Raw genomic sequence first — 26,318 nt, forward strand, 5'->3', positions numbered from 1 at the left:
ACGACGGGCCGCTGCGCCTGGTCTCCTCCCGGCGGCGCGCCGATCACCGACGCCGCGCAGCTGCGCGGCAAGTTCGTCGGGACGCCCTCGGAGGGTGGCACCAGCTCCATCACCCTCGACCTGATCGCCGGGTCGGCCGGATCGCCCCCGCCGAGCTGCGGCGTCAGGTCGTCGGGCTCAGCCCGGGCGTGTTCGACCTGGTGAACACCGGCCGCGTCGACGCGTTCATCGTCTCGCTCGACACGGCGATGCTGCTGCAGGCGACCCGGCCCGAGGCCGTCGTCTACGACCCCAACGACGCGATCTCCGCCGGGTCGCAGATCTACGCCACCTCGACGGCCACCGCGGCCGACCCGGCCGAGCAGGACAAGCTGCGCCGCTACCTGGCCGCGATCGCCGACGCCACCGCCTTCATCGCCGCCGACGAGGCAGCCGGCTTCACCGAGACGATGCAGCTCATCGGCTCGAAGTACCAGGTCTCGACGCTGGACTGGCCCGAGGTCGCCCGCGCCGCGCTCGCCGCCTACGTCGACGGCTACGCCCGCGGGCCGGGGCCCGACCGGCATCGACCCGCAGCGCTGGCAGGCCACCTACGACGAGGTCTCCTCGGTCGGTCAGGTCCCCGCCGGCCAGGACCCGGCGCAGTGGCTCGACGCCGGCCTCACGGCACGGAGGGCACCCGATGAGCACCCCGACGACACGACGACGGTCCCCGGCACCGGAGCAGGAGACGAGCATGACCCAGGAGACGGCGATCCGCTCCACCGCACAGGCGGCCCCGACCGGGGGCGCGGTCGGCCTGCGGGTGTCCGGCGTGGACAAGGTGTACCCGACCCGGCGCGGCGAGGTGCGCGCGTTGTCGGGGATCGACCTGGAGGTCGCCCGCGGCGAGTTCGTCTCGCTGGTCGGGCGCTCGGGCTGCGGCAAGACGACGTTGTTGCGGATCCTGTCCGGTCTGCTCGCCCCGTCCGCGGGGCTCGTCGAGGCCGGCGCCCGGCCCGCCTGGGCCGCCGGCCGTCGCGACGACGCGGTCTTCGCCGAGTTCGGGCTGGTGTTCCAGGAGGCTTATTCAGGCTCCGTCAGGTAAGTGCGTAGAAGATGAGTCCGATGACTGCCGAGATCGTCGTTTTAAATGTGGCGTAGGTCGGCGGTAGTCTGTGTGGAGAACTTTCCACGACTTGATATGGGCGATGACTCGCTCGATGGTGGCGCGTGTGCGGTTGAGGCTCTTGTTGAATGTTTTCTGCCAGTCGAGAAGTTCCCGGCCGGGTTGTTTTTGAACGGGGTGAGAATGCCGCGCCCGATGTATCCTTTATCGCCGATCGGGGGGTATGTGGCGAGGTGGTCGAGGGCGCCGGATTGGTCGAGGCAATGTAGGTCGTGTCGGGAGCCTGGGGTCGGGTCGGAGATCCACGACAGCTGCCCTTCCAGGGTGGCTGCGACCTGGACGACGACGCCGGTGGTGCGATGCTTGCCCGACCACAGACCTGGTACGGCGGTCCATGACCAGCAGGGCAGCAGGGTTCCGTCGATGATGTACTGCCGATCGGCACGAAGCTCCTCCGCAGTCGGAACTACACTCCGCAGCGCCTGCGCCAGCAACGGTGTCACCCCCGCGATCGCTCGACTGACCGTCGACTGCGACACCCCGTAGGTTTCCGCCAACTCCCACTGCACACGATTCCCGCGCAGATACGCCAACGTGATCACCACCGACCAGAACAATCCCAGAATCGGCGGCCAAGGCCGTCGCAGGCCAGTCGCGTTCCGCTGATCCTGCTCATGCACCAGAGCGGCAAGATCCTGAATCTCATCACGCCGAAAGCCAGTGGTATAGTACATACTGCGACAGCCCATTCATCTCGGATTGATTCGACAAACCAATCTTCGCGATGGACGGGCTGTCGCCCAACCCGACACGCCGGGCTAGATCGTTATTTCACGGGCCCTGAATAAGCCTCCAGGAGGCGAACCTGTTCCCGTGGTTCACGATCACCGACAACGTCGCGCTGCCGCTCAAGCTGCGTGGCGTGCCGCGCGCCGAGCGGCGGGCCCGGGCCGCAGAGCTGTGCGCCACCGTCGGCCTCGGCGGGTTCGAGGACTCCTACCCGCGCGAGCTGTCCGGCGGGATGCGCCAGCGGGCGGCGATCGCCCGCGCGCTGGCCTGTGACCCGTCGGTACTGCTGATGGACGAACCGTTCGGTGCGCTGGACGCCCTGACCCGCGACCGGATGAACCTGGAGCTGCAGCAGATCCACGCCGTCTCCGGCGCCACCGTCGTGTTCGTGACCCACTCGATCCCCGAGGCCGTGTTCCTGGCCGACCGCGTCGTGCTGCTGACCCCGCGCCCGGGACGGATCCGGTCGGTCACCGCGATCGACCTGCCCCGCCCGCGGTCCGCGGCGACCGAGACGACACCGGAGTTCGGCGCGCTGGTCGCCGGGCTGCGCACCGAGCTGGACCGGGAGGACTGAGCCGATGACCACGACCGAACGGCCCGCCGCGGCGACCGACCCCGCCACCCCCGTGACCGACCCGGGCGGCCCGGAGAAGGAGTCGCCGTGGTTGCGGCGCCTGCCGTGGATCTCCGGACCGGTGCTCCTGCTGCTGCTCGTGGGGGTCTGGCAGTTCACCGTCTCGGTGGTCGGGGTCTCGGAGTTCATCCTGCCCGCGCCGGCCGCCGTCGTCGGGGCGCTGGGGAGCTGCTGGCCGACCCGGAGATCTGGGGCCACATCGGCGTGACGCTGCTGGAGGTCCTCGTCGGGTTCGGCGCCGCGCTCGTCGCGGGCGTCTGCGTCGGCGCGGTGCTCGGGCGCATCGAGTGGCTGCGCCGCGCGGTGCAGCCCGCCCTGGTCGCGCTGCAGGTCGTGCCCAAGGTCGCGTTCGTGCCGATCTTCGTGATCTGGTTCGGCTTCGGCCCCACCTCGAAGATCATCATGGCCGGGCTGCTCGCGTTCTTCCCGATCATGCTCAACGTGATGCTGGGGGTGCGCTCGGTCGAGCGCGGGCACCGCGACGTCATGACCGGGCTGGGCGCCTCGCGCTGGGCGACGTTCCGGAACCTGGAGCTGCCCGCGACCCTGCCGTACGTGTTCGCCGGCGCCGAGGTCGCGATCGTGTTCTCGGTGATCGGCGCGATCGTCGGTGAGTACCTCGGCGGCAGCGCCGGGCTCGGCTACCTCGTGGTGTCGAGCCTCAACGCCCTGGACGCGCCACGGCTGTTCGCGGTGATCGTGCTGCTCGCGGTGCTGGGGTCGCTGCTCTACATGATGGTGACGACTGCGAAGCGCCTGGTCATCCCGTGGCACGAGTCGGTGAACACCGGGGTCTGACCGGCCGCGGCGGCACGGCGACCCGAGCACGGCTGCCGAGCACGGCGGCGCCGCCGGGGTCATGCCCCGGCGGCGCCGCGGGCCCAGTCGGTCAGCACCGGCACGACGACGGCGAGTGCCTGCGGCTCGCGTGCCCACCCGATGTGCGGGCGCGCCCCGGGGACGTCGAGGTGGTGGCGGCTCCGGGTCGCCGCGCCGAACATGGCCAGCAGCGCGTCGACCGAGGCGGGCGGGGCGAACCCGTCGCGGTCGAACCCGATCCCGAGAACCGGCAGGTGCACCGCGGCGATCGACGGGGTGTGGTCGACCCGCGGCGTGCCGAACGCGAGCCGCCCGGTGCGGGCCCACCGGCCCCAGTCGCACATCTGCCCGCGGGCCTCCCGCCCGGCGAAGCCGATCCGGTCGCCGGGGAAGTGCCCGATCAGCGTCGACGCGGCCACGACGGCCTGGGTGCGCAGCAGGTGCGCGAGCCCCCAGACCCGCCAGGCGACGCTGCCCGACGCGACCAGGGCGACACCGTCGATGCGGTCGGGGTGCCGTGCGGCATGGGCGGCGGCGAGGTGCCCGCCGAGGCTGTGTCCGACGACGAACACCGGCGCGCCCGGCCGCGCGGTCCGCACCGCCTCCACGGCGGCGGCGAGGTCACCGACGAGGTCCTCGTAGCCGAAGTCGTTGCGGCGTCCCGGCGGGGGAGCGGGGCGGGCCTGGTGCCCGCGCAGCTCGGTGACCGCGGCGGCGACACCGGCGTCGGTCAGCGCGGTCATCAGCGGGGCGTAGAACGACGCCCGCAGCCCCATCGCGGGCACGACCAGCAGCACGGGCGCACCGGGGTCGGGCACCGGGTGCAGGGTCAGCTCCAGCGGGGCCGGGGCCGGACGGTCCAGGACGATGGTGACGGGCACGCCGGTGATCCTCTCCCGGCCGCCCGCGGGGTCAGGCCGGGACCCCCGCCAGCGTGCGCAGGCCGGCGTCGAACACGGCCATGACCTCGTCCACCAGCTGGGGCAGCGTCGGCGAGCGCGGGTCCACGCCGTGGTCGCCCAGCCAGTGCTGCACCGCGACGCGCAGCCCGGTCACCGCGGCGGCCGCGGCCAGGGTCGGGTAGAGGTCGCGGGCCGGGTCGGACCCGGTCCGGGTGACGACGGCCTCGGCCAGCGCCCGCTCCTGGGCGGCGAACACGGCCAGCTGGTGCGCCACGATCGTCGGGTGCCCGCGCAGCGCCCGCAGCGCCTGCACCCGGTCGAGGTAGCCGGGGTCGGTGACCACGGCGCGCAGTGCGTGCCGCAGCGACTCGGTGACCGGCTCGTCGTCGGGGCGGGCGGTGAACGCGGTCAGCAGGGTGTCGGCCGCCGACTCGTTGGCCGCCACGACCGCCTCCTCCTTGGAGGTGAAGTAGTTGAAGAAGGTACGGGGCGCGACGTCGGCGGCGTCGGCGATCTGCTCGACGGTCACCGCGTCCAGCCCGCGGGCGCTGCACAGCCGCAGCGCGGCACCGGCGAGCGCGGCGCGGGTGGCGGCCTTCTTGCGCTCGCGACGCCCGGGGGCGGTCTGCTCAGCCACGGTCGGCTCCGGTCCGCTCGCGCTCGGGCGCCTCGATGACCGAGACGAGCTCGCGGCGGCCCGGTTGCCCGCCGGTCCCTGCCATGCCGTCGGTGGGGCCGTCGACGGGTGTGCCGGTCGGCAGGTCGACGTCGAGGCGGAGCCCGTCCGAACCGACGGTGACCCGGCGCGCGGCGGGGCGGCCCTCCCAGCGGTACACGGTGGACACGATCCCGGTGGCGACGCAGATGCGGTAGTGCCCGTCGGCGTCTGCGCGGGTCCGGCCGAGCTCGTCGCCGGTGGGGTCGAGGACGGTCAGCACGGCACCGCCCGCCGGGGCTCCGTCGGCCCGCACGAACCCGTGCAGCACCGGACCGGACGGACCGGTCGGCGGGACCGGGGTGACGGTGGCCCCGGCAGCGGGGTCGGCCGGCTTCTCGATGTCGAGGGTGTCGCGCAGCGGCACCTCGCGCAGGGCCAGGATCGCCACCAGCGCCAGTGCGGCGAGCGGCGCGGCCACCAGGAAGATCATCGAGGTGGCGTGCCCGTAGGCCTCCATGACGATCGAGAGCACCGGCTCGGGCAGGTCGCCCAGGTGCGGAACCTGGCCGCCGCCGACCGCCGCCCCGCCGTCGACGCCGGCCTCGGCCAGCCCGGCCGCGGTCCGGGAGCCGACCACGGAGGCGAGCAGCGCGCCCAGCCCGGCGACACCGGCCGAACCGCCCAGCGAGCGGAAGAAGGTCACCGTGGAGCTCGCGGCGCCCATGTTCCGCAGCGCGACGGTGTTCTGCACGGCGAGCACGAGGTTCTGCTGGGTGCTGCCGACGCCGATGCCGACCAGCGCCATCGCGACCGCGACCAGCCAGTACGGCGCGGTCGAGGAGATCACCGCGGCACCGAGCGACAGGCCCGCGGTCAGCGAGACCGCACCGCCGACGAGGTAGCGCTTCCAGACGCCGGTGCGGCTGATGAGCTGGCCCGCGATGTTCGACGCGCCGAACATGCCGACGATCATCGGCAGCGTGAGCAGCCCGGCCTCGGTGGCCGTGGCGCCCCGGGCGAGCTGGAAGTACTGCGACAGGAAGATCGTGGAGCCGAACATCGCGACGCCGACGAAGAGGCTCGCGACGGTGGCGAGCACGACGGTGCGGTCGCGGAACAGGAACGGCGGCACGACCGGGTCCTTCGCCCGTCGCTCGACGACGACCGCGGCCACCAGCAGCACCAGGCCGGCGCCGATCAGGCCGAACGAGGTGGGCGAGGCCCACGCGAACTGCTTGCCGGCCAACGAGGTCCACAGCAGCAGCGCCGACACCGCGGCGGCGATGAGGGTGGCACCCAGGTAGTCGATGCTGACGCGCTCGCCGTCGGCACGGACGGGGGTGGGCACGTTCAGGGTGCGCTGCAGCACGAGCAGCGACAGCGCGGCGAGCGGGACGCCGACGAAGAAGCACCAGCGCCAGCCCAGCGGCGAGTCGACGATGATGCCGCCGAGCAGTGGCCCGCCGACGACGGCGATCGACATGATCCCGGAGAGGTAGCCCATGTAGCGGCCGCGCTCGCGCGGGGTGATGATCGCCGCGATCACGACCTGGGTCAGCGCCTGCAGACCGCCCATGCCCCGGCCCTGCAGGACCCGGAAGCCGATGAGCTGACCGGTGGAGACCGCCAGCCCGCAGAGCAGCGAGCCGACCAGGAAGATCCCGATCGCGGCCTGGACCAGCAGCTTCTTGGAGTAGAGGTCGGCGAGCTTGCCCCAGATCGGGTCGAGGCCGTCATCGCCAGCAGTGACGCCGAGACCACCCACGTGTACTCGGCCTGCGTCCCGCCGAGGTCGCCCAGGATCCGGGGCAGCGCGTTCGACACGATCGTGCTGGACAGCACGCCGACGAACAGCGCCATCAGGAGGCCGGTCAGGGGGAGCAGTACGTCGCGGCGGTGGGCCGCGGCCTCCTCGGGGGTGCGCGCGGGGCGGGTAGTTGACGTCACGCAACGATTCTGACGCAAAGATGCAGACTGTGCAAGTTTGCCGATCGTGCGTCGGCGCACACTCTGCACCGATGCGGCCCGGGCGGCCCGAGCCGTCCCTGCCGCCGCGTGAGCTCCACGCCGGGAGCCCCCGCGCCGGGGGCGGACCCGGGCGGGGACGGACTCAGGCGGTGGCGGGCTCGTCCGGCCGGACGGCCAGCTTGGCCAGGCGCTTCTCGGTCGGCCAGCGGACGTTCCACGCCCAGCCCAGCTTCTCGAACAGCCGGATCGTGCCGGCCGAGATGTCGATCTCGCCGCGGCCGACACCGTGCCGGGCCGAGGTGGGATCGGCGTGGTGCAGGTTGTGCCAGGACTCGCCCATGCTGGGGATGGCGAGCAGCCAGACGTTGGTGGAACGGTCCCGTGCCTTGTACGGCCGCTCGCCGACGAGGTGGCAGATCGAGTTGGTCGACCACGCGACGTGGTGCGACACCGCGACTCGGACCAGCCCGGCCCAGAAGAACGCGGTGAACGCTCCCCACCAGGACCAGGTCACCAGGCCGCCGACGACGCCGGGCCCGAACACGGACAGGATCGTCAGGACCGTGAAGCCGCGGTGCGCCCGGTCGATGTCGGGATCGGCGAGCAGGTCCGGGGCGAAGCGGCGCTGGTCGGTCAGCGACCGGTCGAAGATCCAGCCCATGTGGGCGTGCCAGAAGCCGCGGACCAGTGCGGCGGGGGAGGTGCCGTAGCGCCACGGCGAGTGCGGATCGCCCTCGGCGTCGGCGTAGGCGTGGTGACGGCGGTGGTCGGCCACCCAGTGTCGGACCGGCCCCTGCACGGCGAGGCTGCCCGCGACGGCGAGCGCGATCCGCAGGGGCCGGTTCGCGGTGAACGAGCCGTGGGTGAAGTACCGGTGGAAACCGACGGTCACCCCCAGCATCGACACGACGTACAGGCCGAGCGCGAGGCCGGCGTCGAGCCAGGTCAGCCCCCAGCCCCAGGCGAGCGGGACGGCGGCGACAAGCGCGACCGCCGGGACGATCGCGAACGCGTAGACGAACAGGTGCGGTACGGGATGGCGGAGCCGGTCGGAGAAGTCCGAGCGCGGCGCGGGCCGGGTGTCGGTCACGCCCACGATGGTTCCGGCTCGCACCAGAACGGACAGTGGGGACAACCCCCCTCACGTAACCTGAGTGAGGACTTCTCAGGTCTGGCCGTGGGGCCGGCGCAGGACACCATCGGAGCTCGACGAAGGGACCTCGCCGTGGCGGACCTCCTCGGCCGACCCGGGAACCGGCGGGCCCGGCTGCGTGCCCTGCTCGACGCCGGCACCCCGGTGCTCGCCCCCGGCGCCTACGACGCGCTGTCCGCGCGGCTGGTCGAGCAGGCCGGGTTCGACGTCGTCTACATGACCGGGTTCGGGACGACGGCCGGGGTGCTCGGCCGCCCCGACGTCGGGCTGCTCGGGGGTGCGGAGATGGCCGCGCACGCGGGCAGGCTGGCCGACGCCGTCGACCTCCCGGTGATCGCCGACGCGGACACTGGCTACGGCAACCCGCTCAACGTCATCCGGACCGTCCGCGACTACGAACGGGCCGGGGTCGCCGCGCTGCTCCTGGAGGATCAGGTCATGCCCAAGCGGTGCGGGCCGAGGGCGGCCGCACCCCGCCGCTGTCGCGCGACCGGCTCGCCGAGCTCGGATTCGCCCTGGTCCTGTTCCCGGTGGGCACCCTGCTCGCGGCGACGGCCGGGATGCGGGAGCTGCTCGAGCGGCTGCGTGCGGAGGGCACACCGGCGACGCTGATCGACCGGCTCGGCGGTCTCGATGCGTTCGCCGAGCTCGCCGGGCTCGGGGAGGTCCGCGAGCCCGAGCAGCGCTACCGCGCCGACGGCGGCTGACCGGTTCCCGGCCGCCGCCCGCCGTCCACATTCCTCCGCGGGGAGATTGGCACTACACGGTCACGAGTGGCGGGTCGATATGTCGTCCACCACACTTGGCGCAGATGACCTTGCCGACCTGCGGACGTCGACCGGAACGGGGCGGGCCGGCAGGGTCCCGGAATCGCCCCAGGCGGTGGATCGTGCAGCAGAACACTCCCCGGCTCCGCATCTGCGAACGATGCTGGTCGTCGGTCGCGGACGGCTCGGTCTGTCGGATCTTCCGGCACTCCGACCCCACCGCTCCGCTGGAGAGGCCCACCTTCTCCTACCGTCACCTCGACGGTGACCCGGCGTGCAGCGGGGCGCAGCAGCCCGAGCTGGAGACGAGGTGGGTCGCATGAGCGCGCTCCCCGTGCCGGGACGCACGCTGCGCCCGGTCCCCGCGCCGGTCGCGCGCGCCCGGACCGTGCCGCCCGGCCGGCCCGCACCGCATGTCCGAACCGCGCCGCCCGCCCGGACCGTGCTCCCGCCGGCCGACCCGCTTCCGGTGTCGTCGGCCGACCTGGAACGGCTGCGCGAGAACCTCCGACGCGTGCTGGCCGGTCTGCGCTGGCCCGCCCACCGCTGGCAGATCCTCGCCGAGGCCGAGGCGTGGGGGGTGAGCGGCCTGGTCCGCGAGCAGCTCGTCCCGCTGCCGGACGGGCGGTACCCGTCGTTCGAGGCCGTGGTCGAGCTGCTCACGGCCGCGGCGCACGACCGGCTGCGCCCGGCGCCGGTCCGGCCCGCGGTCGGCGCCGACCGGCTGCACCCCCTGGAGTCGGCCAGGGAGTCGGCCCTGGGGTCGGCCGGTGTCCCGCGGCACCTGCGGCGCGCCGTGGGCGGGTCCGCACCCGGCACCGGGCACCGCCCGGCCTGAGTCCCGACGGGGCGGTGCGATCGCCCCGTCCGTACGGCCGTGTCGGCCGGGGTCGGCGGTCCCGAATCCGCCGGCCCCGGCCGGGGCGACCACCCGTCCGCTCCCCAGCGACGGGTGGTGGGTCCTCGGGCTGCGTGGCCCGCGACGGGGCTGAGGCTGCCGGTGTCGACCGACCGGCCACGCGAGGTGATGTATATCACGTGGGGCGGCCCGGTTGGTCCGCTTTCCCCGAACCGGGCGACGGTATCGATCCAGCCGGCGGTGCGCGTGTAGCCCGTGGATCACCGGGAAGGTCGCTGGTGCCGGTCCCGCGGTGGGCTCGGCACGAGCGAGGAGGCGGACGTGGCGGGGCAGACGGCGATCGGGCTGGCGGTCGAGACGGCGGGGCCGGGGGTGCGGCTGGTCCGGGTGTCCGGGTGGCTGGACCGTCCGGGCGTGGAGGCACTGGCCCGGATGCTCGACGCCCAGACGCGGTGCGGCCGAATCCCGGGCCACCTCGTCGTCGACCTCTCCGGGGTCAACGCCTTCGACGGGCCCGCCACGGAGCTGCTCGGTGCGGTCGTCGCCCGCTCGCGTGCCGACGGCGTGCGGCTGCACCTGGCCGGGTGCGGCGGCCGGGCGGAGCTGCTGCCGCTGCGTGCCCGCCAGGTCCTGCAGCGGTGCAGCGCCTTCCCCTCCGCCGAGGTCGCCGTCCGGGCACTGACCGCGGCCCGCCCCGGTGCCGCTGGCGAGGGCGGGAGCGTGCCCGGACCGCGCCGGGCCGGCGACGACCGCACGGGGGACCGCAGGGACCGCACGGACGACCGGCCGGTCTCCTCCGCCACCTGACCGCGACCGGCCCGGGGTCGGCCCGGGGCCCTCAGAGCGTGTTTGGAAATGGTGGGTGTGTCGGGATGGTCGACACGGCTGGGGTGCTCCATCGTGGTCGGCATGCAGGAACGACCGCGCCGGTACCCTCGGACACCAGTGATGCCCAGTGGGTGGTGATCGAGCCGTTGTTACCGCCGCTCGCGCGGCGGGGGCGGCCTGTTGCTCATGCTCGTCGGGACGTGCTGGACGCGATCTTGTATGTCGTGCGGACCGGGTGTGCCTGGCGGGCGTTGCCGGTGGACTTCCCGCCCTGGCAGACCGTCTACTGGTACTTCAACCAGTGGGAACAGCAGAAGGTCACCGAGAAGATCCTCCCGGTCGTGCGGGGGCAGTTACGTATCGCCGAGGGCCGTGATCCGGAGCCGAGTGCGGGGATCATCGATTCCCAGTCGGTCAAGGGCGCCGACACCGTCGGCCAGGACTCCCGCGGCTACGACGCCGGGAAGAAGACAGGCGGACGGAAACGGTTCATCGTGACCGACACCCTCGGTCTGCTGCTGACCACGATGGTGTGCTCGGCCTCGGCACAGGACCGCGACGGCGCCAAGCCGATCCTGCTCAACCTCTACCTGCGCACCAGGGTGCGGTTCGTCTACGCCGACGCCGGCTTCGCCGGGCGACTGCTCGACTGGGCCGCCACGATCCTGCAGACAACGATCGAGATCATCCGCAAGCCACCCGAGCAGCGCGGATTCACCGTCCTCCCACGAAGGTGGGTGGTCGAACGGACCCTGGCCTGGCTCACCGCACACCGACGCCTGGCCCGAGACTACGAACGCCACCCCACCACATCCGAAGCCATGATCCGCTGGGCCGCGATCAACACCATCACCCGCCGCATCGCCCGTGGATACCCCGCCACCCGCCAGCAGAAACACACGACACCCTCAACCCACTAGAATTTCCAAACACGCTCTGAGTACCTCGAAGGCCCGCACCTACGCGGCCCCCCGAACCAAGAAGATCACCGGATTCCCCCTGGAGATGCCATGACCAGCTACGACCTGGTGGTCCGCGGGCAGCGGATCATGACCACGGCGGGCGAGCAGCCCCGCGAGATCGGTGTGACCGGCGGGCGGATCGTCGCCATCGAGCCGCTCGGCAACGGCCTCGACGGTGCCCGGGTGATCGACCTCGCCGAGGACGAGGTGCTGCTCCCCGGGCTCGTCGACACCCACGTCCACGTCAACGAGCCCGGCCGCACCGAGTGGGAGGGCTTCGCCTCGGCGACCCGGGCCGCCGCGGCGGGCGGGGTCACCACGATCGTCGACATGCCGCTCAACTCGATCCCGCCGACCGTCGACGTCGCCGCACTCGAGGTGAAGCGCAAGGTCGCCGAGCACCAGGCGTTCGTCGACGTCGGGTTCTGGGGCGGGGCGGTGCCGGGCAACCTGGGCGACCTGCGCGGCCTGCACGACGAGGGAGTCTTCGGCTTCAAGTGCTTCCTGCTGCACTCCGGGGTCGGCGAGTTCCCGCCGCTCGACGCCGACGAGATGGAACGCGACATGGCCGAGCTGGCCACGTTCGACGCCGTCATGATCGTGCACGCCGAGGACTCCCGGGCCATCGAGAAGGCCCCCACCCCGCACGGCGCGAAGTACGACACCTTCCTGCGCTCGCGCCCGCGCGGCGCGGAGAACCTGGCGATCGCCGAGGTCATCGAGCGGGCCCGCTGGACCGGGGCGCGTGCGCACGTGCTGCACGTGTCGTCCTCCGACGCGCTGCCGATGATCGCGACCGCGCGCCGCGACGGCGTCCGGATCACCGCCGAGACCTGCCCGCACTACCTGACGCTGTTCGCCGAGGAGATCCCCGACGGCGCCACCACCCACAAGTGCTGCCCGCCGATCCGCGAGGCGTCCAACCGGGAGCTGCTCTGGGAGGGGCTGCTCGACGGGACGATCGACTGCATCGTCAGCGACCACTCGCCGAGTACCGCCGAGCTGAAGCTGCTCGACTCCGGGGACTTCGGGCTCGCCTGGGGCGGGGTGTCGTCGCTGCAGCTGGGACTGTCTCTGGTGTGGAGCGAGGCCCGCCGGCGCGGCATCGGGCTGGCGCAGGTCGTGCAGTGGATGGCCTCGAACCCGGCCGACCTGGTCGGGCTGCGCTCGAAGGGCCGGATCGCGCTGGGGTACGACGCCGACCTCGTCGTCTTCGCCCCCGACGCCGCGTACGTGGTGGACCCGGAGCGGCTGCACCACAAGAACAAGGTCAGCGCCTACGCCGGACGGTCGCTGTCCGGCGTGGTCCGGCGCACCGTCCTGGGCGGCCGCGACGTCGACGTGGCCGGCGAGCCGCACGGACGGCTGCTGCGCCGTGGCTCGGTGGAGCGGGTGACCGGTGCCCCCGGCGCCCCGGAGGCCCCCGGCGCCCCGGAGGCCTCCGAGGTCCCGGCCGCACCGCCCGAGCAGGGCTAGACTTCCGTCATGCGGAAGAACGATCCCGACAGTCGCGTCGGTGCCGCCGCGGACGTCGCCGCGGCCGCACCGGCCCGCTCGGGGAGCGTGCAGTCCGTGGAGCGGGCCGTGGACCTGCTGGAGGCGATGGCCGACGCGGGCGGGACGGTCAGCCTGTCCCACCTCGCGGCCACCTCCGGGCTTCCCCTGCCGACCATCCACCGGCTCGTCAGGACCCTGGCCGGGCGCGGCTACGTCCGCCAGCAGTCCTCGCGCGAGTACGCCCTCGGCCCCCGCCTGGTGCGGCTCGGCGACACCGCGGGACGTCTGGTGGGCATGTGGGCCCGGCCCCGGCTCGCCGCCCTGGTCGACGACCTGGGGGAGAGCGCGAACCTCGCGCTGCTGGAGGGCAACCAGGTCGTCTACGTGGCCCAGGAGCCCGGCCGGCACTCGATGCGGATGTTCACCGAGGTCGGCCGACGGGTGTCGCCGCACTGCACCGCCGTCGGGAAGGCGCTGCTGTCCCGGATGCCGGTCGAGCGGGCGCGGGAGATCCTGCGGCACACCGAGTTCGTGCGGCACACCGACAACACCATCACCTCGCCCGAGGAGTACTTCGCCGAGCTCGACAAGGTCCGCGCCGCCGGGTACGCCGTCGACGAGGGTGAACAAGAGCTCGGGGTGCGGTGCGTGGCCGTCGCGCTCGACGGGCCGCTGCCCGCCGCGGTGTCCATCTCCGGGCCGACGACCCGGATGACCGACGCGCTGCTCGACTCCGCGGTGCCGAAGCTGCAGGCCGTCGCCGACGCGCTGGTGGCCGAGCTGGCCCGGCAGGACGCGGCCGGGGTCTGACCCACCCGGTGCCGACGCCCAGGCGCCGCACATCCCGGGCGCCCGCCCGGCATGCTGCGCCGAGCAGGCATGGCCGCGACCGGGCGCGCCTGCCCGGCCTGCTCCGGCCGCCCCGGCATGATCGCGACCGGGCGCGACGGCTCGGCCTGCCCCGGGCGCCCCGGCATGATCGCGACGAGCGAGGGATTCCGTGCCACATCCGGCACCGGACCCCTCGCCCGTCGCGATCACCAGGTGTCCCGCCCCGGGGCTCGCCGTTCGCACCCGCGAACCGGGGCCGCCGTTCGCCTCCGGGAGCCGGGCCGGTCCACCACCCTGCCCCGATGGCTGATCTGACCGATCCGACCGATCTGGAACGGCTGCTGGTCCGGCAGGGCGGCCTGGTCACCCGGACCCAGGCGATCGCCTACGGCGTTCCTGCCCGCACCGTCGCGCGACGGGTGTCCTCCGGGGCCTGGCGGGCGCGGCACCCCGGGGTCTACCTGGTCGCCGGTCATCGGGTCACCGACGAGACCCGGGTCCGGGCGGCGTGGCTCTGGGGCGGCGCCCGCTGCGTCGTGACCGGGCCCGCGGCCGCGTACTGGCTGGGGATGCGTCCCGGTGCCCCGGCCGAGGTGCTGCTCGCCGTCCCGTCGACGGTGCAGCGGGCCCGGCGGCCGGGGGTGCGTCTGCGTCGCCGCACCCTGGACCCGGCCGACCGGGTCGTCCACCGGGGCATCGTCGTGACCGCGACGCCGCTGACCGTGCTGGAGACGGCCGCGGCGCTCGGTGGCACCGACGGGCCCGCGTTCCTGGCCCGGGCGCTGCAACGGTGGGTGTCCCACGACGAGCTGCACGCGGCGTACTGCCGGGTGGCGGGTACACCGGGGATCGCGGCCGCCGCGCGGTTGCTCGTCGCGGCGGGGGACCGGGCCGACTCCGCCCTGGAACGACGGCTGCTGCGGCTGCTGCGCGAGGCCCGGCTCCCCGGGCTCGTGCGGGCGATGCCGTTCGGGCCCTGGACGGTCGACCTCGCCTTCCCCGCGGCACGGGTGGCGGTCGAGGTCGACGGCTGGGCCTGGCACAGCGACCCGGAGCGGTTCCGGGCCGACCGGCGCAAGCAGAACGCGCTGGTCGCGGCCGGGTGGACGGTGCTGCGGTTCACCTGGTCGGACGTGCACGACCGGCCGGGCGAGACGGTGGGGCGGATCCGGCGGGCCGTCGGTGATCGCGCCGCCTGAGGGGTCCGGTGCCGGATCCGGCACCGGATCCCTCGGAGGAGACGATCACTCGTCGCGGACCTGGGTCCCCGGCTTGGCAGTGACCGGCTCGTAGGAGTCCGGGCCCAGCACCTCACCGGAGGACAGGATCCGGATCTCCCCGGTCTGCACGAGCACCGGCGGCCCCGCGGCGACGATGGACGGTGCCGACGGCCGCCCGGGGGCGAGCACGTTGAAGAACAGGTTGAGCAGCACCGCGACGATCGCCGCCGAGCTGATGCCGGAGTGGAAGATCGTCGCGAACCACTCCGGGAAGTTCGCCCAGAAGTCCGGCGACACCACCGGGATCAGACCGAACGCCACCGCCGCCGCGACGATCACCATGTTGTTGGTGTTGCGGTACTCGACCGAGGCGAGCGTCCGGATGCCGCTGGCGGCGACCGTGCCGAACAGCACGATCCCGGCCCCGCCGAGCACCGGCTGCGGGATCGCCGAGAACACCGCCGAGGCCATCGGCGAGAGCCCCAGCACCAGCAGGAGCAGCCCGCCCGCGGCGACGGCGAACCGGCTCCGGATCCCGGTCAGCGCGACCAGGCCGACGTTCTGGGCGAACGCCGTCGCGGGGAAGGAGTTGAACACCGGCGCGAGCGCCGAGGCCGCCATGTCCGCGCGCAGGCCGTCCCCGACCCGGCGGGAGTCCACCTCGGCCCCGACGACCTCGCCGACCGCGAGGATGTCCGCGGTCGTCTCCACCATGACCACCAGGATGACGATGACCATCGAGACGATCGCGCCGATCTCGAACAGCGGCCCGCCGAACGCGAACGGCGTCGGGATGGCGGCCACGCTCGCCTCGCCCACCTTCGCGAAGCTGCTCAGCCCCAGCACCAGGGCGACGACGGTGCCCACCAGCAGGCCGAGCAGCACCGAGAGCCGGGAGACGACCCGGATCTTGCTGGCGACGATCACGACCAGGAAGGTGAACGCGGCCAGCGCGATGTTCGGCAGCGAGGCGAACGCGGGGTTGGGCACCGTCGCGCCGGCGACCGTGACCGTCTCCCGGCCGGTGATCCACCCGGTCGCCACCGGCATCAGCGACAGCCCGATGACGGTGATGATCGACCCGGTGACCACCGGCGGGAACAGCCGCACCACCTTCGCGAAGAACGGCGAGATGAGCAGCCCGACCAGCGCGGCCACGATCACCGCGCCGAAGACGACGCGCAGGCCGTCGGTGCCGTCGTCGCCGATGATCGCGATCATCGTCGACACCGAGGCGAACGAGGTGCCCTGCACCAGCGGCAGCTGGGAGCCGAAGAACGGCAGCCCGAGCGTCTGCAGGAGCGTCGCGAGCCCGCTCACGAACAGTCCGCTGGCCACCAGGACGGCGCTCTGCGCGGGGTCGAGCCCGGCCGCGCCGCCGATGATGATCGGGACGGCGATGACGCCGCCGAACATCGCGAGAACGTGCTGCACGCCGTAGCCCACCGTGGGTCCGAGGCCGAGCCGGTCGTCCTCGGGGCGGGGGCCTGTCGTGGCGGTCGTGCGTCGGCCGGTCGTCGCCGGCGCGTCCGCGTCGTCGGTGCTCATGGGCGTCCCCTCGGTGCGGAGGTGGTGGGATGGGTCAGACCGACGACGGGACGTCGGTCCACGCCTCCGGCGCCGGGGTCACGCCGTCGCGGACGACGGTGCCCTCGATCAGGCCGTAGGGGCGGTCCGCGGCGTAGAACACCTCGTTCGGGTTCTTGAGGCCGAACGGGGAGAGGTCGGACAGGAAGTGGTGCTTGTTGGGCATCGCGAACCGGATCTCGGCGACGCCGTCGCACGCCTCGATGCCGGCGCGGCCCATCTCGTAGAGCGACTGCTGCAGTGCGAGCGAGTGGGTGGTGGCGAACGCGGACAGCATCGCCGCGCCGATCGTGTCGTAGGCGGCGTTGTAGTCGATCCCGGCGGCGACGGCCTCGGGCAGGTAGCGCCAGCGCGCGGTGACCGAGGTGGCCAGGATGCGGTCGTCGGTCTCGACCAGGGTCGTGTAGCGGTCCCGGGGGAAGCCGTGGAACTCGCTGCCGGTGGACTTCAGCACGGTGAGGTCCTTCAGCCCTGCGGTGACGTGGGTGGCCCCACCGACCTTCTGCACGGTGGCGAGCCGGGTGGCGCGGCCCTTGCGGACGAAGGAGTGGTCGTGCCCCGCGCCGTCGACGACGATCCGCTCCCACTCGTAGAGCTCGGCCTGCCACAGCCCGCCGGTGATCCACTCGAACTCGCCGGTGAAGTGGTCCCCGAGCAGCATCAGGAACTCCTCGGGGGAGGTGATCCCGTGCTCGGCGGCGAAGGCGTAGACGACGTTCTTCTGGGTGTCGGTGGCGACGACCTTGGAGTTGTCCCCGGCCAGGTAGCTGCTCTCCAGCGCCGCGCCGCGCAGCTGGCTGGTGACGTTGAGATCGGTGATCTCGTGCCGGGCGGTGTCGCGCACGACCCGCACCACGCGGACCTCCGCCTTGCCGTACTTGTTGTCGCCGAGGTGGACCGAGACGGACATGTCAGCTCCCGAGGTAGGTGGAGTAGGAGTAGGGCGACAGCAGCAGCGGGACGTGGTGGTGGCGGTCGGTGCGCTCCGGCCGGAACGCGATCGACACCTCCGGGAAGAACGGGCTCGGCGTCGTGAACGTGATCCGGTGCAGCACCCCCGCGGTGAGCGCGGCGGAGTCCGGGGCGCGCCAGCGCCCGTCGTCGTCGGTGGTGCCCGAGGCCAGGACGGTCCCGTCGGCGCCGGCCAGGGTCACCGGGACGCCGGTGGCCGGGCGGCCCGCCGCGGCGTCGAGGACGTGGGTGGAGAAGCTGCTCATGCCAGCACCTGCCGCATCCGCAGCGCGGTGATCTCGGCCAGCTGCCCGGCGGCCTCGGCGCGCTCGGTGGCCGGGTCGTTGCCCAGCCTGCGCTCCAGCTCGGCCAGGATCTGGTCCGCGTCGCGGCCCGCGGCGCGGATCAGGAAGAGGTGGCCGAACCGCTGCTCGTAGGCGGCGTTGCCCGCGGCGAGCCGGGCCGCGGTGTCCGCCCCGGAGTCCACACCGGACTGCTCGGAGCGGGAGAAAGCGGCACCGTCGGCGTGCGCGCCACCGGGGCGCTCGCCGATCCGGGGGTGCCCGGCGAGGGCGGCGTCGATCTGCGCGGTGTCGAGGGCGAGCACCGCCTTCTCCGCCGCGGCGACGGCGTCGTCGACGCGGGCGTAGGGCCGGCCGGCGAGGAACCGGTCGGCCCAGGCGGACGAGGTGACGCAGGCCCGCAGGACGGGGCGCAGCTCGTCCGGCGGCGCGGTGTTGAGATGATCGAGGGACAGTGCGTCCGACATGGGCCCTGCTTCCGTGCGGTTCCGCACATTCCATGATGCGGAATCGTGATTCCGAACGATGTCAGTGTTGGTGTCGGGAAGACGCGGTGTCAAGGCTCACCGTGCGGTGTCCGGACACGGTGGAGGTCCCGATGTGCCGGTCCCGGCACCGGGTGTCGTCGGATCCCGGTGGGGCGCAGGGGGGCTCCGGGCCTCCACGGTGGTCCGTGCCGGCGGCGTGGCGCACCCGCCCCGCCCCGAACGTCACGCAGTCGTCACCGCCGGTGATCTCTCGTCACGTGATGTCCGGAACATCCGGTTCATCGGGCTGCGCCGTCACACAGTCGTCACATCCGGGCAACCGTGCGCGACGGGTGCGCGACGGAGCATTCGTCCCCGGCGGCCCCCGACCCGGCTGCCGAAGGAGCGGAGATGACCCAGGAGATGAGCTCGCCGGCGACGACCGACGGCGCGCCGACCGCCGTCGGCGCGGCGCGCGAGACGCTCGAGGACTACACGCTGCGGTTCGCGCCGCGCAGCTACCGGCGTTGGTCGCCCGGGGTGGTCGGGGTGACCGCGCTCGGCGGGATCGCCTACCTCGCCGACTTCGCGATCGGGGCCAACATCGGCATCGCCTACGGCACGACGAACGCGTTGTGGGGGATCCTCGTCTTCGCCCTGGTGGTGATCGCGACCGGCACGCCGGTGGCCTACTACGCCGCGCGCTACAACCTCGACCTCGACCTCATCACCCGCGGCAGCGGCTTCGGCTACTACGGCTCGATCCTCACCAACGTCATCTTCGCGACGTTCACCTTCATCTTCTTCGCCCTCGAGGGCTCGATCATGGCCCAGGGCCTCGAGCTCGGACTGGGCATCCCGGTCTGGCTCGGCTACGCGCTGTCCACCGTGGTGATCTTCCCGCTGGTCGTCTACGGGATGTCGCTGCTGTCGAAGCTGCAGCTGTGGACGACCCCGTTGTGGCTGGTCCTGATGGTGCTGCCCTTCGGCTACCTGCTGTTCGCCCACCCCGACTCGGTGTCGACCTTCCTGGCCTACCAGGGCGAGGACGGGATGGGCACGCCGAGTCTCGGTTCGGTCATGCTCGCCGCCGGGGTCTGCCTGTCGCTGATCGCCCAGATCGCCGAGCAGATCGACTACCTGCGGTTCATGCCCCCGAAGACCCCGGAGAACGCGCGCCGCTGGTGGACCGCGACGCTGCTCGCCGGGCCGGGCTGGGTGCTGTTCGGCGCGGCGAAGCAGGTCGTCGGGCTGTTCCTGGCGGTCTACTTCATCGCCAACGTCGCCGGCGGTGCCGAGGTCGCGAACGAGCCCGTGCAGCAGTTCCTGCTCATCTACCAGGACCTCATGCCGGGCTGGCTGGCCATCACCCTGGCCGTCGTGCTGGTCGTCATCAGCCAGATCAAGATCAACGTCACGAACGCCTACTCGGGCTCGCTGGCGTGGACGAACTCCTTCACCCGCATCACCGGGCACTACCCGGGTCGGCTGGTGTTCCTCGGGGTCAACCTGCTGATCGCGCTGGTGCTGATGGAGGCGAACATGTTCGACTTCCTCAACACCATCCTCGGCTTCTACGCCAACATGGGCATCGCCTGGATCGTGGTCGTCGCGACCGACATCGTCGTCAACAAGTACCTGCTCAAGATCTCGCCGAAGGTCCCGGAGTTCCGCCGCGGCATGCTCTACGCGGTGAACCCGGTCGGCTTCGGGTCGGTCGTCGTGGCGGGCGGGCTGTCCATCGCGACGTTCTTCGGCGCGCTCGGCAGCGCGGTCCAGCCGTTCTCGCCGGTGGTGGCGATCGTCCTCGGGTTCGTCCTGCCGCCGGTGCTCGCGGTGGCGACCCGAGGCCGCTACTACCTGCGACGCACCGACGACGGCATCGACGAGCCGATGTTCGACGAGCACGGCAACCCCTCCGCCGCCGTCCTGAACTGTCGCTCGTGCGGACAGGACCTGGAGCGCCCGGACATGACGGCGAGCGCGGCGGGTGGGCACGTCTGCTCGCTGTGCCTGGCGACCGACCGTGCCAAGGAGCACGTGCTGCCCGCGCAGCCCTGAGGTCCGCGGCCGGGCTCCCGGCCGCGGCCGGGCACGGTCACACCGGCGCGGGGACCGGACCCGCGGCCGCCACGGCGGCGGCGAGCCGGCGGCCCGCGGTGACGGCGTCGTGCCCGACGGCGGTCGCGAGCACGCCGCGCACCGCCAGCGGGGACAGGCTCCAGCCCGGCCCGGCGGCCGCGGCCACCGGGCCCGGAGCGTCGACGAGCACCTCGGTGCCCAGCACCCGGTGCCCGCCGAGATGGGCAGGGGAGCCGTCGAGCAACGGGTCGCCGATCTCCTGGGTCTGCACCAGCAGCGGCCGGCCGTCCTGGGTGATCCGCACGGTGCCGCGGTAGCGGCCGGGTCGCTCGCCGGTGCGGCCGGCGACCAGGACGTCACGGGCGTGCAGCGACGCGGTCGCGGCCAGCTCCACGTCCAGGACGGTCTCGTGGTGGGCGCGTGCGGTGACCACCGTCGGCTCGGGCAGGTGGGTCAGCGAGCCGCCCTCGCCGACGGTGCAGCGCAGCACCGTCCGGCTCGGTCGGCCGGGGCCGCCGCCCGGCAGCGCGACGGCGGCGGCGACGCCGCACAGCGTCAGGTGCGCGCTCGGCCCGACGGTGACGACGAGCTCGACGTCGTCACCGGCCAGCGGGGTCGACGCCGATCCGACCAGGTGCACCACCGCACCGTCGGCCCCGGCCCCGGCGGCGCCCCGGCGGGGGATCAGCGCGAGCGGGGACTGCGCCCGCAGGCGCCGGACGACGGTCCGGCCGTCGTGCTCGTCGACGACCAGCTCGGCGCGTGCCCGCACCTCAGACCGTGGCGCGGACGGCGGCGACCTGCTCGCACACCCACGCCCCGACCTCGGTCGCGCCCGGGTCCTCCACCAGCGACTGCGCGATCACCGGAAGCTCCCCGCGGATCCGCGCGGCGTCGCCGGTCATGACCCCGAGGTCGGCGCCCACCAGCGGCGCCAGGTCGGTCTTGTTGATCACCAGCAGGTCGGCGGTGGTGACACCCGGGCCGCCCTTGCGCGGCACCTTGTCCCCACCGGCGACGTCGACGACGAAGATCTGCCGGTCCACCAGCCCGCGGGAGAACACCGCGGTCAGGTTGTCCCCGCCGGACTCGACCAGCACGAGCTCGAGCCCGCCGTCGACGTCGGCGAAACGCTCCTCCAGCAGCTCGACCGCGTCGAGGTTGGCGGTGATGTCGTCGCGGATGGCGGTGTGCGGGCAGCAGCCGGTCTGCACGGCCTCGACCCGCTCCGGCGCGAGGACGGCGTTGCGGCGCAGGAAGTCGGCGTCCTCGGTGGTGTAGATGTCGTTGGTGACCACGGCGAGACGGACCCGCCCGGCGAGGCTGCGGGCCAGCGCCGCGACCAGCGCGGTCTTGCCGGAGCCGACCGGGCCGCCGATGCCGATGCGCACCGCGCGACCGCCGGCGGGGGCCGGGGCGTGGTGGTCGTGGTCGGTGACCGTCGGGTCGAAGCTGATCACGTGGCCGTGACCGTGGCCGGTCGTTGCGGACTCAGGAGGCAAAGAGACGCACCCTCTCGCGGTGGTGGTGGACGTGGGACTCGGCCATGAGGTCGAGCAGCGGCGCCCCGGGCGCCGGGAGATCGGCGGGGTCGCCCCCGGCCAGGGCCGCGGCCTCGGCGGCCAGGGCCTCCAGCTCGTCGCCGAGGGCGACGACGGCGGTGTTGACGGCGAACGGGTCCAGCCCGAGCAGCCGCACCGCCGCCGACGCGGGCCCGGACACGGCGAGGTAGCCGACGCAGCGGGCCGCCGCGGCCGGCGGCTCCCCGGCCGCGCCGACGACGACCCCGACGAGCAGCGGGTGGTGCGGCCGCCGGTGGACCGCGACCAGGGCGTCGAGGGCGGCCGACGGCCACGCCGAGCGGACCGCGCGCAGTGACGCCCGGCCCTGGGACCGGGACGCCTCCCGCTGGGCCGCCGAGGGGGTGCGCGCGTCGAGTGCGGCGTCGAGCTCCGCCCACCCGGCGCCGCTCCCCGCAGCGAGGTCGGCAGCGGGGCCGGCGGCGAGGTCGGCGGCGGCCGCGGCGGCGCAGGCGGCGACCCGGCCCGCGGTGCGCAGCCGCCCCCGGAGGAAGGCGTGCAGCGACGCGACGTCGGTGACCAGGCCGCGGTCGGCGGCCTCCTCCAGACCTCCGGAGTGCACGTGCCCGCCGCCGGGGAACCGGGCGTCGGACAGGACGAGCGAGGCGAGCATCAGAACAGGAAGTACCGCTGCGCCATCGGCAGCTCGGCGACCGGGGCGGGCTCGACGACGTCGCCGTCGATCGTCACGGTGAACGAGTCCGGGTCGACCCGCACGTCCGGGGTCGCGTCGTTGAGGAGCATCCCGGCCTTGCGCACCGAGCGCGTGTCGGCCACCGGCACCGCGGGGGTCGCCAGACCGAGCCGGTCGGGGACGCCCTCGTCGAGGGCCGATGGGGCCATGAACGTCAGCGACCCCAGCGCCGCGGGGGTGTGGGCGTAGCCGAACATCGGCCGGCCGTACACCGGGCCCGGGGTCGGGATGGAGGCGTTCGCGTCGCCCATCTGCGCCCACACGGCGAACCCGCCCTTGAGCACGACCTCGGGGCGCACCCCGAAGAACTTCGGCTCCCACAGCACCAGGTCGGCGAGCTTGCCGACCTCGACCGACCCGATGTGCTCGGCGGCGCCGTGCGCCAGCGCCGGGTTGATCGTGTACTTCGCGACGTAGCGCCGGGCACGCAGGTTGTCGGCGCGGTCGGAGTCGCCGGGCAGCGGCCCGCGGGCGGCCTTCATGACGTGCGCGGTCTGCCAGGTCCGGATGACGACCTCGCCGATGCGGCCCATCGCCTGGGAGTCCGAGCTCATCATCGAGATCGCGCCCAGGTCGTGCAGCACGTCCTCGGCGGCGATCGTCGTCGGGCGGATCCGGGACTCGGCGAACGCCAGGTCCTCGGGCACCGACGGGTTGAGGTGGTGGCACACCATGAGCATGTCGAGGTGCTCGTCGAGGGTGTTGACGGTGTGCGGCCGGGTCGGGTTCGTCGACGACGGCAGGACGTGCCCCGTGCCGACGACCTCGATGATGTCCGGGGCGTGCCCGCCGCCCGCGCCCTCGGTGTGGAAGGCGTTGATCGAGCGGCCGTCGATCGCGGCCAGCGTGGACTGCAGGAACCCGGCCTCGTTGAGGGTGTCGGTGTGGATCGCGGCCTGCACGCCGGTCTCCTCGCACACCCGCAGGCAGGCGTCGATCGCCGACGGGGTGGTGCCCCAGTCCTCGTGCAGTTTGAACCCGCCCGCTCCGGCCCGCAGCTGCTCGTGCAGTGCCTCGTGCGACGTGGTGTTGCCCTTGCCCATCAGGAGCAGGTTCACCGGCTGGTGGTCCATGGCCGCCAGCATCCGGCCGATGTTCCAGGGGCCGGGGGTGACGGTGGTGGCCTTCGAGCCGTCCACTGGCCCGGTGCCGCCACCGAACAGCGTCGTGACGCCGGAGGCGAGTGCGGTCTCGACCAGCTGCGGGCAGATGAAGTGGACGTGCGCGTCGACCGCGCCCGCGGTGAGGATGCGGCCGTTGCCGGCCAGCACCTCGGTGCCGGGCCCGATGACCAGGGCGGGGTCGACGCCGTCCATGGTGTCGGGGTTGCCGGCCTTGCCGATGGCGACGATCCGGCCGTCCTTCACGCCGACGTCGGCCTTCACCACACCCCAGTGGTCCAGCACGACGGCACCGGTGATCACGAGGTCCGGGCAGTCCGCGGCGAGGACGGCGGCCTGGCCCATCGACTCCCGGATCACCTTGCCGCCGCCGAACAGCACCTCGTCGCCGGACGCCGGGCCGCGGGAGCGGTCCTCGGTGACCTCGATCAGCAGGTTCGTGTCCGCGAGCCGGATCCGGTCGCCGACGGTCGGGCCGTACAGGTCGGCGTAGCGCGCTCGGTCGATGCTCACTGCTCGTAGCTCCGCTCGTCGAGGGCGCCGGCCCGTTCGGGGCGCAGACCGGGGACCCTGCGTGCCCCGGCGATCGGCACCAGTGTCACCTCGCGCTCCACCCCGGGCTCGAACCGCACCGAGGTCCCGGCGGGGACGTCGAGCCGGTGTCCCCAGGCGGCGTCGCGGTCGAAGGACAGGCCGGGGTTCGCGGCGGCGAAGTGGTAGTGCGAGCCGACCTGCACCGGGCGGTCCGCGGCGTTGACCACGGTCAGGGTCAGTCGGGGGCGGCCGGGGTGCAGCTCGACCGGCTCCTCGCCGACGAGGATCTCGCCGGGGGTCACGCGATCGGCCCGTGCACGGTGACGAGCTTCGTGCCGTCCGGGAAGGTGGCCTCCACCTGGACCGAGTCGAGCATCTCCGGGACGCCGTCGAGGACGTCGTCGCGGGTCAGGACCTCCCGGCCGCTGCTCATCAGCTCGCTGACGGTGCGGCCGTCGCGGGCGCCCTCCAGGACGTGCTCGGTGATCAGGGCGACCGACTCCGGGTAGTTCATCCGCAGACCCCGCTCGCGTCGCCTGCGGGCGACGTCGGCGGCGACGTGGACGAGGAGCTTGTCGCGCTCGCTCGGACTGAGAGCGTGTTTGGAAATTCTAGTGGGTTGAGGGTGTCGTGTGTTTCTGCTGGCGGGTGGCGGGGTATCCACGGGCGATGCGGCGGGTGATGGTGTTGATCGCGGCCCAGCGGATCATGGCTTCGGATGTGGTGGGGTGGCGTTCGTAGTCTCGGGCCAGGCGTCGGTGTGCGGTGAGCCAGGCCAGGGTCCGTTCGACCACCCACCTTCGTGGAGGACGGTGAATCCGCGCTGCTCGGGTGGCTTGCGGATGATCTCGATCGTTGTCTGCAGGATCGTGGCGGCCCAGTCGAGCAGTCGCCCGGCGAAGCCGGCGTCGGCGTAGACGAACCGCACCCTGGTGCGCAGGTAGAGGTTGAGCAGGATCGGCTTGGCGCCGTCGCGGTCCTGTACCGAGGCCGAGCACACCATCGTGGTCAGCAGCAGACCGAGGGTGTCGGTCACGATGAACCGTTTCCGTCCGCCTGTCTTCTTCCCGGCGTCGTAGCCGCGGGAGTCCTGGCCGACGGTGTCGGCGCCCTTGACCGACTGGGAATCGATGATCCCCGCACTCGGCTCCGGATCACGGCCCTCGGCGATACGTAACTGCCCCCGCACGACCGGGAGGATCTTCTCGGTGACCTTCTGCTGTTCCCACTGGTTGAAGTACCAGTAGACGGTCTGCCAGGGCGGGAAGTCCACCGGCAACGCCCGCCAGGCACACCCGGTCCGCACGACATACAAGATCGCGTCCAGCACGTCCCGACGAGCATGAGCAACAGGCCGCCCCCCGCCGCGCGAGCGGCGGTAACAACGGCTCGATCACCACCCACTGGGCATCACTGGTGTCCGAGGGGTACCGGCGCGGTCGTTCCTGCATGCCGACCACGATGGAGCACCCCAGCCGTGTCGACCATCCCGACACACCCACCATTTCCAAACACGCTCTCAGGGCCGACACCTGCCCGAACCGCTGTACCGCCACGCTCCACCACGAGTACCGGGCGTGCTCCGGAACCCTGCTCAGGGCGTAGTCGTCCGTACCGACCCCCCGCTCATCTCGGTCTCCTCTCGGCTGGTCGGGAGAACGGTAGGTGCAGGTCAGGGCCGGGTCACGGGGCGATGTGCCCGGTCCGGGGTCACTGACTGTGCAGATCGGCCCTTCCCGGCCGCCGAGCGGCGGGCGTCCTAGTCTCGTTGCATGCGTTTCGGACTCTTCGTGCCCCAGGGCTGGCGCCTCGACCTCGTCGCATCGACCCCACCGCGCAGTGGGACGTGATGCGCGGCCTCGCCGAGCACGCCGACCGCGGCGACGTCTGGGAGTCGGTCTGGGTCTACGGACCACTTCCACACCGTCCCCGCGCCCACCGACGAGGCCTGCACGAGGCGTGGAGCCTGATGGCCGCCTTCGCCGCGACGACCGAGCGGGTG

28 protein-coding genes and 4 pseudogenes are annotated in these 26,318 nt (G+C 73.0%); 16 read left to right on the forward strand and 16 right to left on the reverse strand.

Annotated elements, in window-relative coordinates; all coding sequences use genetic code 11:
• Positions 1 to 686 (forward strand): annotated as a pseudogene (locus tag KPL57_RS62805) (hypothetical protein); the annotation flags it as partial.
• Complete coding sequence (locus KPL57_RS62810; protein ID WP_226359177.1) at positions 683 to 1,087, forward strand: ATP-binding cassette domain-containing protein; 405 nt, start codon at positions 683 to 685, stop codon at positions 1,085 to 1,087. The pseudogene KPL57_RS62805 and the gene KPL57_RS62810, both read left to right, overlap by 4 nt.
• A gap of 117 nt (positions 1,088 to 1,204) precedes the next feature.
• Here KPL57_RS62810 and KPL57_RS62815 read toward each other — a convergent pair.
• Positions 1,205 to 1,857 (reverse strand): annotated as a pseudogene (locus KPL57_RS62815) (transposase family protein); the annotation flags it as partial.
• 116 nt (positions 1,858 to 1,973) lie between these two features.
• Here KPL57_RS62815 and KPL57_RS62820 point away from each other — a divergent pair.
• The 3 genes from KPL57_RS62820 to KPL57_RS62830 are packed head-to-tail and all read left to right on the forward strand — an operon-like array spanning position 1,974 to position 3,332.
• Positions 1,974 to 2,474, forward strand: a complete 501-nt coding sequence (locus KPL57_RS62820) for an ABC transporter ATP-binding protein (protein WP_226359196.1) — start codon at positions 1,974 to 1,976, stop codon at positions 2,472 to 2,474.
• 4 nt (positions 2,475 to 2,478) lie between these two features.
• Positions 2,479 to 2,742 (forward strand): hypothetical protein, encoded by a 264-nt coding sequence (locus KPL57_RS62825; RefSeq protein ID WP_226359178.1) that lies wholly within the window; start codon positions 2,479 to 2,481, stop codon positions 2,740 to 2,742.
• Positions 2,739 to 3,332 (forward strand): ABC transporter permease, encoded by a 594-nt coding sequence (locus KPL57_RS62830; RefSeq protein WP_051050152.1) that lies wholly within the window; start codon positions 2,739 to 2,741, stop codon positions 3,330 to 3,332. The genes KPL57_RS62825 and KPL57_RS62830 overlap by 4 nt, the downstream gene beginning before the upstream one ends.
• A 59-nt stretch (positions 3,333 to 3,391) precedes the next feature.
• Here the strand turns inward: KPL57_RS62830 and KPL57_RS62835 are convergent, their stop codons facing one another.
• The 4 genes from KPL57_RS62835 to KPL57_RS62850 form a co-directional block, all read right to left on the reverse strand.
• A complete protein-coding gene (locus KPL57_RS62835) occupies positions 3,392 to 4,234 on the reverse strand; it encodes an alpha/beta fold hydrolase (RefSeq protein WP_226359179.1) in 843 nt (280 codons plus the stop codon).
• A gap of 31 nt (positions 4,235 to 4,265) precedes the next feature.
• Positions 4,266 to 4,892 (reverse strand): TetR/AcrR family transcriptional regulator, encoded by a 627-nt coding sequence (locus KPL57_RS62840; protein WP_226359180.1) that lies wholly within the window; start codon positions 4,890 to 4,892, stop codon positions 4,266 to 4,268.
• Entirely contained in the window at positions 4,885 to 6,678 is a 1,794-nt protein-coding gene (locus tag KPL57_RS62845; protein WP_308253475.1) for an MFS transporter, read from the reverse strand. The genes KPL57_RS62840 and KPL57_RS62845 overlap by 8 nt, the downstream gene beginning before the upstream one ends.
• 345 nt (positions 6,679 to 7,023) lie before the next feature.
• Positions 7,024 to 7,971 carry an acyl-CoA desaturase gene (locus tag KPL57_RS62850; protein WP_374203979.1) on the reverse strand — a complete coding sequence of 316 codons (948 nt, stop codon included), beginning with the start codon at positions 7,969 to 7,971 and terminating at the stop codon, positions 7,024 to 7,026.
• Between the two features lie 135 nt (positions 7,972 to 8,106).
• Here KPL57_RS62850 and KPL57_RS62855 point away from each other — a divergent pair, with 135 nt between their 5' ends.
• The 9 genes from KPL57_RS62855 to KPL57_RS62895 all read left to right on the forward strand — a co-directional run bounded on the left by KPL57_RS62855 (position 8,107) and on the right by KPL57_RS62895 (position 14,977).
• Positions 8,107 to 8,646 carry an oxaloacetate decarboxylase gene (locus KPL57_RS62855; protein ID WP_226359181.1) on the forward strand — a complete coding sequence of 180 codons (540 nt, stop codon included), beginning with the start codon at positions 8,107 to 8,109 and terminating at the stop codon, positions 8,644 to 8,646.
• Complete coding sequence (locus tag KPL57_RS62860; protein ID WP_226359182.1) at positions 8,595 to 8,741, forward strand: hypothetical protein; 147 nt, start codon at positions 8,595 to 8,597, stop codon at positions 8,739 to 8,741. Before KPL57_RS62855 ends, KPL57_RS62860 begins: the two co-directional genes overlap by 52 nt.
• Positions 8,742 to 8,923: 182 nt before the next feature.
• On the forward strand, positions 8,924 to 9,124 hold the full coding sequence (locus KPL57_RS62865; protein ID WP_043281068.1) for a hypothetical protein: 201 nt from the start codon (positions 8,924 to 8,926) through the stop codon (positions 9,122 to 9,124).
• Complete coding sequence (locus KPL57_RS62870; protein WP_226359183.1) at positions 9,121 to 9,639, forward strand: hypothetical protein; 519 nt, start codon at positions 9,121 to 9,123, stop codon at positions 9,637 to 9,639. The genes KPL57_RS62865 and KPL57_RS62870 overlap by 4 nt, the downstream gene beginning before the upstream one ends.
• A 342-nt stretch (positions 9,640 to 9,981) precedes the next feature.
• Positions 9,982 to 10,467, forward strand: coding sequence for a sodium-independent anion transporter (locus tag KPL57_RS62875; RefSeq protein WP_226359184.1), 486 nt, complete (start codon positions 9,982 to 9,984; stop codon positions 10,465 to 10,467).
• A gap of 65 nt (positions 10,468 to 10,532) precedes the next feature.
• Complete coding sequence (locus tag KPL57_RS62880) at positions 10,533 to 11,408, forward strand: IS5 family transposase (RefSeq protein WP_226359185.1); 876 nt, start codon at positions 10,533 to 10,535, stop codon at positions 11,406 to 11,408.
• 90 nt (positions 11,409 to 11,498) lie between these two features.
• Positions 11,499 to 12,926, forward strand: a complete 1,428-nt coding sequence (gene allB, locus KPL57_RS62885; RefSeq protein WP_226359186.1) for an allantoinase AllB — start codon at positions 11,499 to 11,501, stop codon at positions 12,924 to 12,926.
• Between the two features lie 9 nt (positions 12,927 to 12,935).
• On the forward strand, positions 12,936 to 13,757 hold the full coding sequence (locus KPL57_RS62890) for an IclR family transcriptional regulator (RefSeq protein ID WP_075306579.1): 822 nt from the start codon (positions 12,936 to 12,938) through the stop codon (positions 13,755 to 13,757).
• A 323-nt stretch (positions 13,758 to 14,080) separates the two neighbouring features.
• Positions 14,081 to 14,977, forward strand: a complete 897-nt coding sequence (locus KPL57_RS62895) for a type IV toxin-antitoxin system AbiEi family antitoxin domain-containing protein (RefSeq protein ID WP_226359187.1) — start codon at positions 14,081 to 14,083, stop codon at positions 14,975 to 14,977.
• 45 nt (positions 14,978 to 15,022) lie between these two features.
• Here KPL57_RS62895 and KPL57_RS62900 read toward each other — a convergent pair whose 3' ends face one another.
• The 4 genes from KPL57_RS62900 to uraD are packed head-to-tail and all read right to left on the reverse strand — an operon-like array spanning position 15,023 to position 18,305.
• The gene (locus KPL57_RS62900; protein ID WP_226359188.1) at positions 15,023 to 16,546 is read right to left on the reverse strand and encodes a nucleobase:cation symporter-2 family protein; all 1,524 of its coding nucleotides are present in this window, start codon (positions 16,544 to 16,546) and stop codon (positions 15,023 to 15,025) included.
• 34 nt (positions 16,547 to 16,580) lie between these two features.
• Complete coding sequence (gene pucL / locus KPL57_RS62905) at positions 16,581 to 17,495, reverse strand: factor-independent urate hydroxylase (RefSeq protein WP_226359189.1); 915 nt, start codon at positions 17,493 to 17,495, stop codon at positions 16,581 to 16,583.
• 1 nt (position 17,496) lies between these two features.
• Positions 17,497 to 17,802: a hydroxyisourate hydrolase gene (locus KPL57_RS62910; RefSeq protein WP_226359190.1), complete on the reverse strand. Its 306-nt coding sequence runs from the start codon at positions 17,800 to 17,802 to the stop codon at positions 17,497 to 17,499.
• On the reverse strand, positions 17,799 to 18,305 hold the full coding sequence (gene uraD / locus KPL57_RS62915) for a 2-oxo-4-hydroxy-4-carboxy-5-ureidoimidazoline decarboxylase (RefSeq protein WP_226359191.1): 507 nt from the start codon (positions 18,303 to 18,305) through the stop codon (positions 17,799 to 17,801). Before uraD ends, KPL57_RS62910 begins: the two co-directional genes overlap by 4 nt.
• A gap of 411 nt (positions 18,306 to 18,716) precedes the next feature.
• Here uraD and KPL57_RS62920 point away from each other — a divergent pair, with 411 nt between their 5' ends.
• A complete protein-coding gene (locus KPL57_RS62920) occupies positions 18,717 to 20,366 on the forward strand; it encodes a cytosine permease (protein ID WP_226359192.1) in 1,650 nt (549 codons plus the stop codon).
• Positions 20,367 to 20,403: 37 nt separating this feature from the next.
• On the opposite strand, the gene KPL57_RS62925 is transcribed toward KPL57_RS62920, so the two are convergent.
• From KPL57_RS62925 to KPL57_RS62955, 7 genes and pseudogenes are all read right to left on the reverse strand, one after another.
• A complete protein-coding gene (locus KPL57_RS62925) occupies positions 20,404 to 21,159 on the reverse strand; it encodes an urease accessory protein UreD (protein WP_226359193.1) in 756 nt (251 codons plus the stop codon).
• Between the two features lies 1 nt (position 21,160).
• Complete coding sequence (gene ureG / locus KPL57_RS62930; RefSeq protein WP_075306574.1) at positions 21,161 to 21,889, reverse strand: urease accessory protein UreG; 729 nt, start codon at positions 21,887 to 21,889, stop codon at positions 21,161 to 21,163.
• A complete protein-coding gene (locus tag KPL57_RS62935) occupies positions 21,879 to 22,583 on the reverse strand; it encodes an urease accessory protein UreF (protein WP_226359198.1) in 705 nt (234 codons plus the stop codon). The genes ureG and KPL57_RS62935 overlap by 11 nt, the downstream gene beginning before the upstream one ends.
• Positions 22,580 to 24,295 carry an urease subunit alpha gene (locus tag KPL57_RS62940; protein WP_226359194.1) on the reverse strand — a complete coding sequence of 572 codons (1,716 nt, stop codon included), beginning with the start codon at positions 24,293 to 24,295 and terminating at the stop codon, positions 22,580 to 22,582. Before KPL57_RS62940 ends, KPL57_RS62935 begins: the two co-directional genes overlap by 4 nt.
• Entirely contained in the window at positions 24,292 to 24,618 is a 327-nt protein-coding gene (locus tag KPL57_RS62945; RefSeq protein ID WP_075333380.1) for an urease subunit beta, read from the reverse strand. Before KPL57_RS62945 ends, KPL57_RS62940 begins: the two co-directional genes overlap by 4 nt.
• Positions 24,615 to 24,926 carry an urease subunit gamma gene (locus tag KPL57_RS62950; RefSeq protein ID WP_226359199.1) on the reverse strand — a complete coding sequence of 104 codons (312 nt, stop codon included), beginning with the start codon at positions 24,924 to 24,926 and terminating at the stop codon, positions 24,615 to 24,617. Before KPL57_RS62950 ends, KPL57_RS62945 begins: the two co-directional genes overlap by 4 nt.
• Positions 24,912 to 25,821 (reverse strand): annotated as a pseudogene (locus tag KPL57_RS62955) (IS5 family transposase); the annotation flags it as partial. The pseudogene KPL57_RS62955 and the gene KPL57_RS62950, both read right to left, overlap by 15 nt.
• Positions 25,822 to 26,088: 267 nt before the next feature.
• On the opposite strand from KPL57_RS62955, the pseudogene KPL57_RS62960 reads away from it, so the two are divergent.
• A pseudogene (locus KPL57_RS62960) lies at positions 26,089 to 26,318 on the forward strand (LLM class F420-dependent oxidoreductase); the annotation flags it as partial.

It is taken from the genome of Pseudonocardia sp. ICBG601, assembly GCF_020496245.1.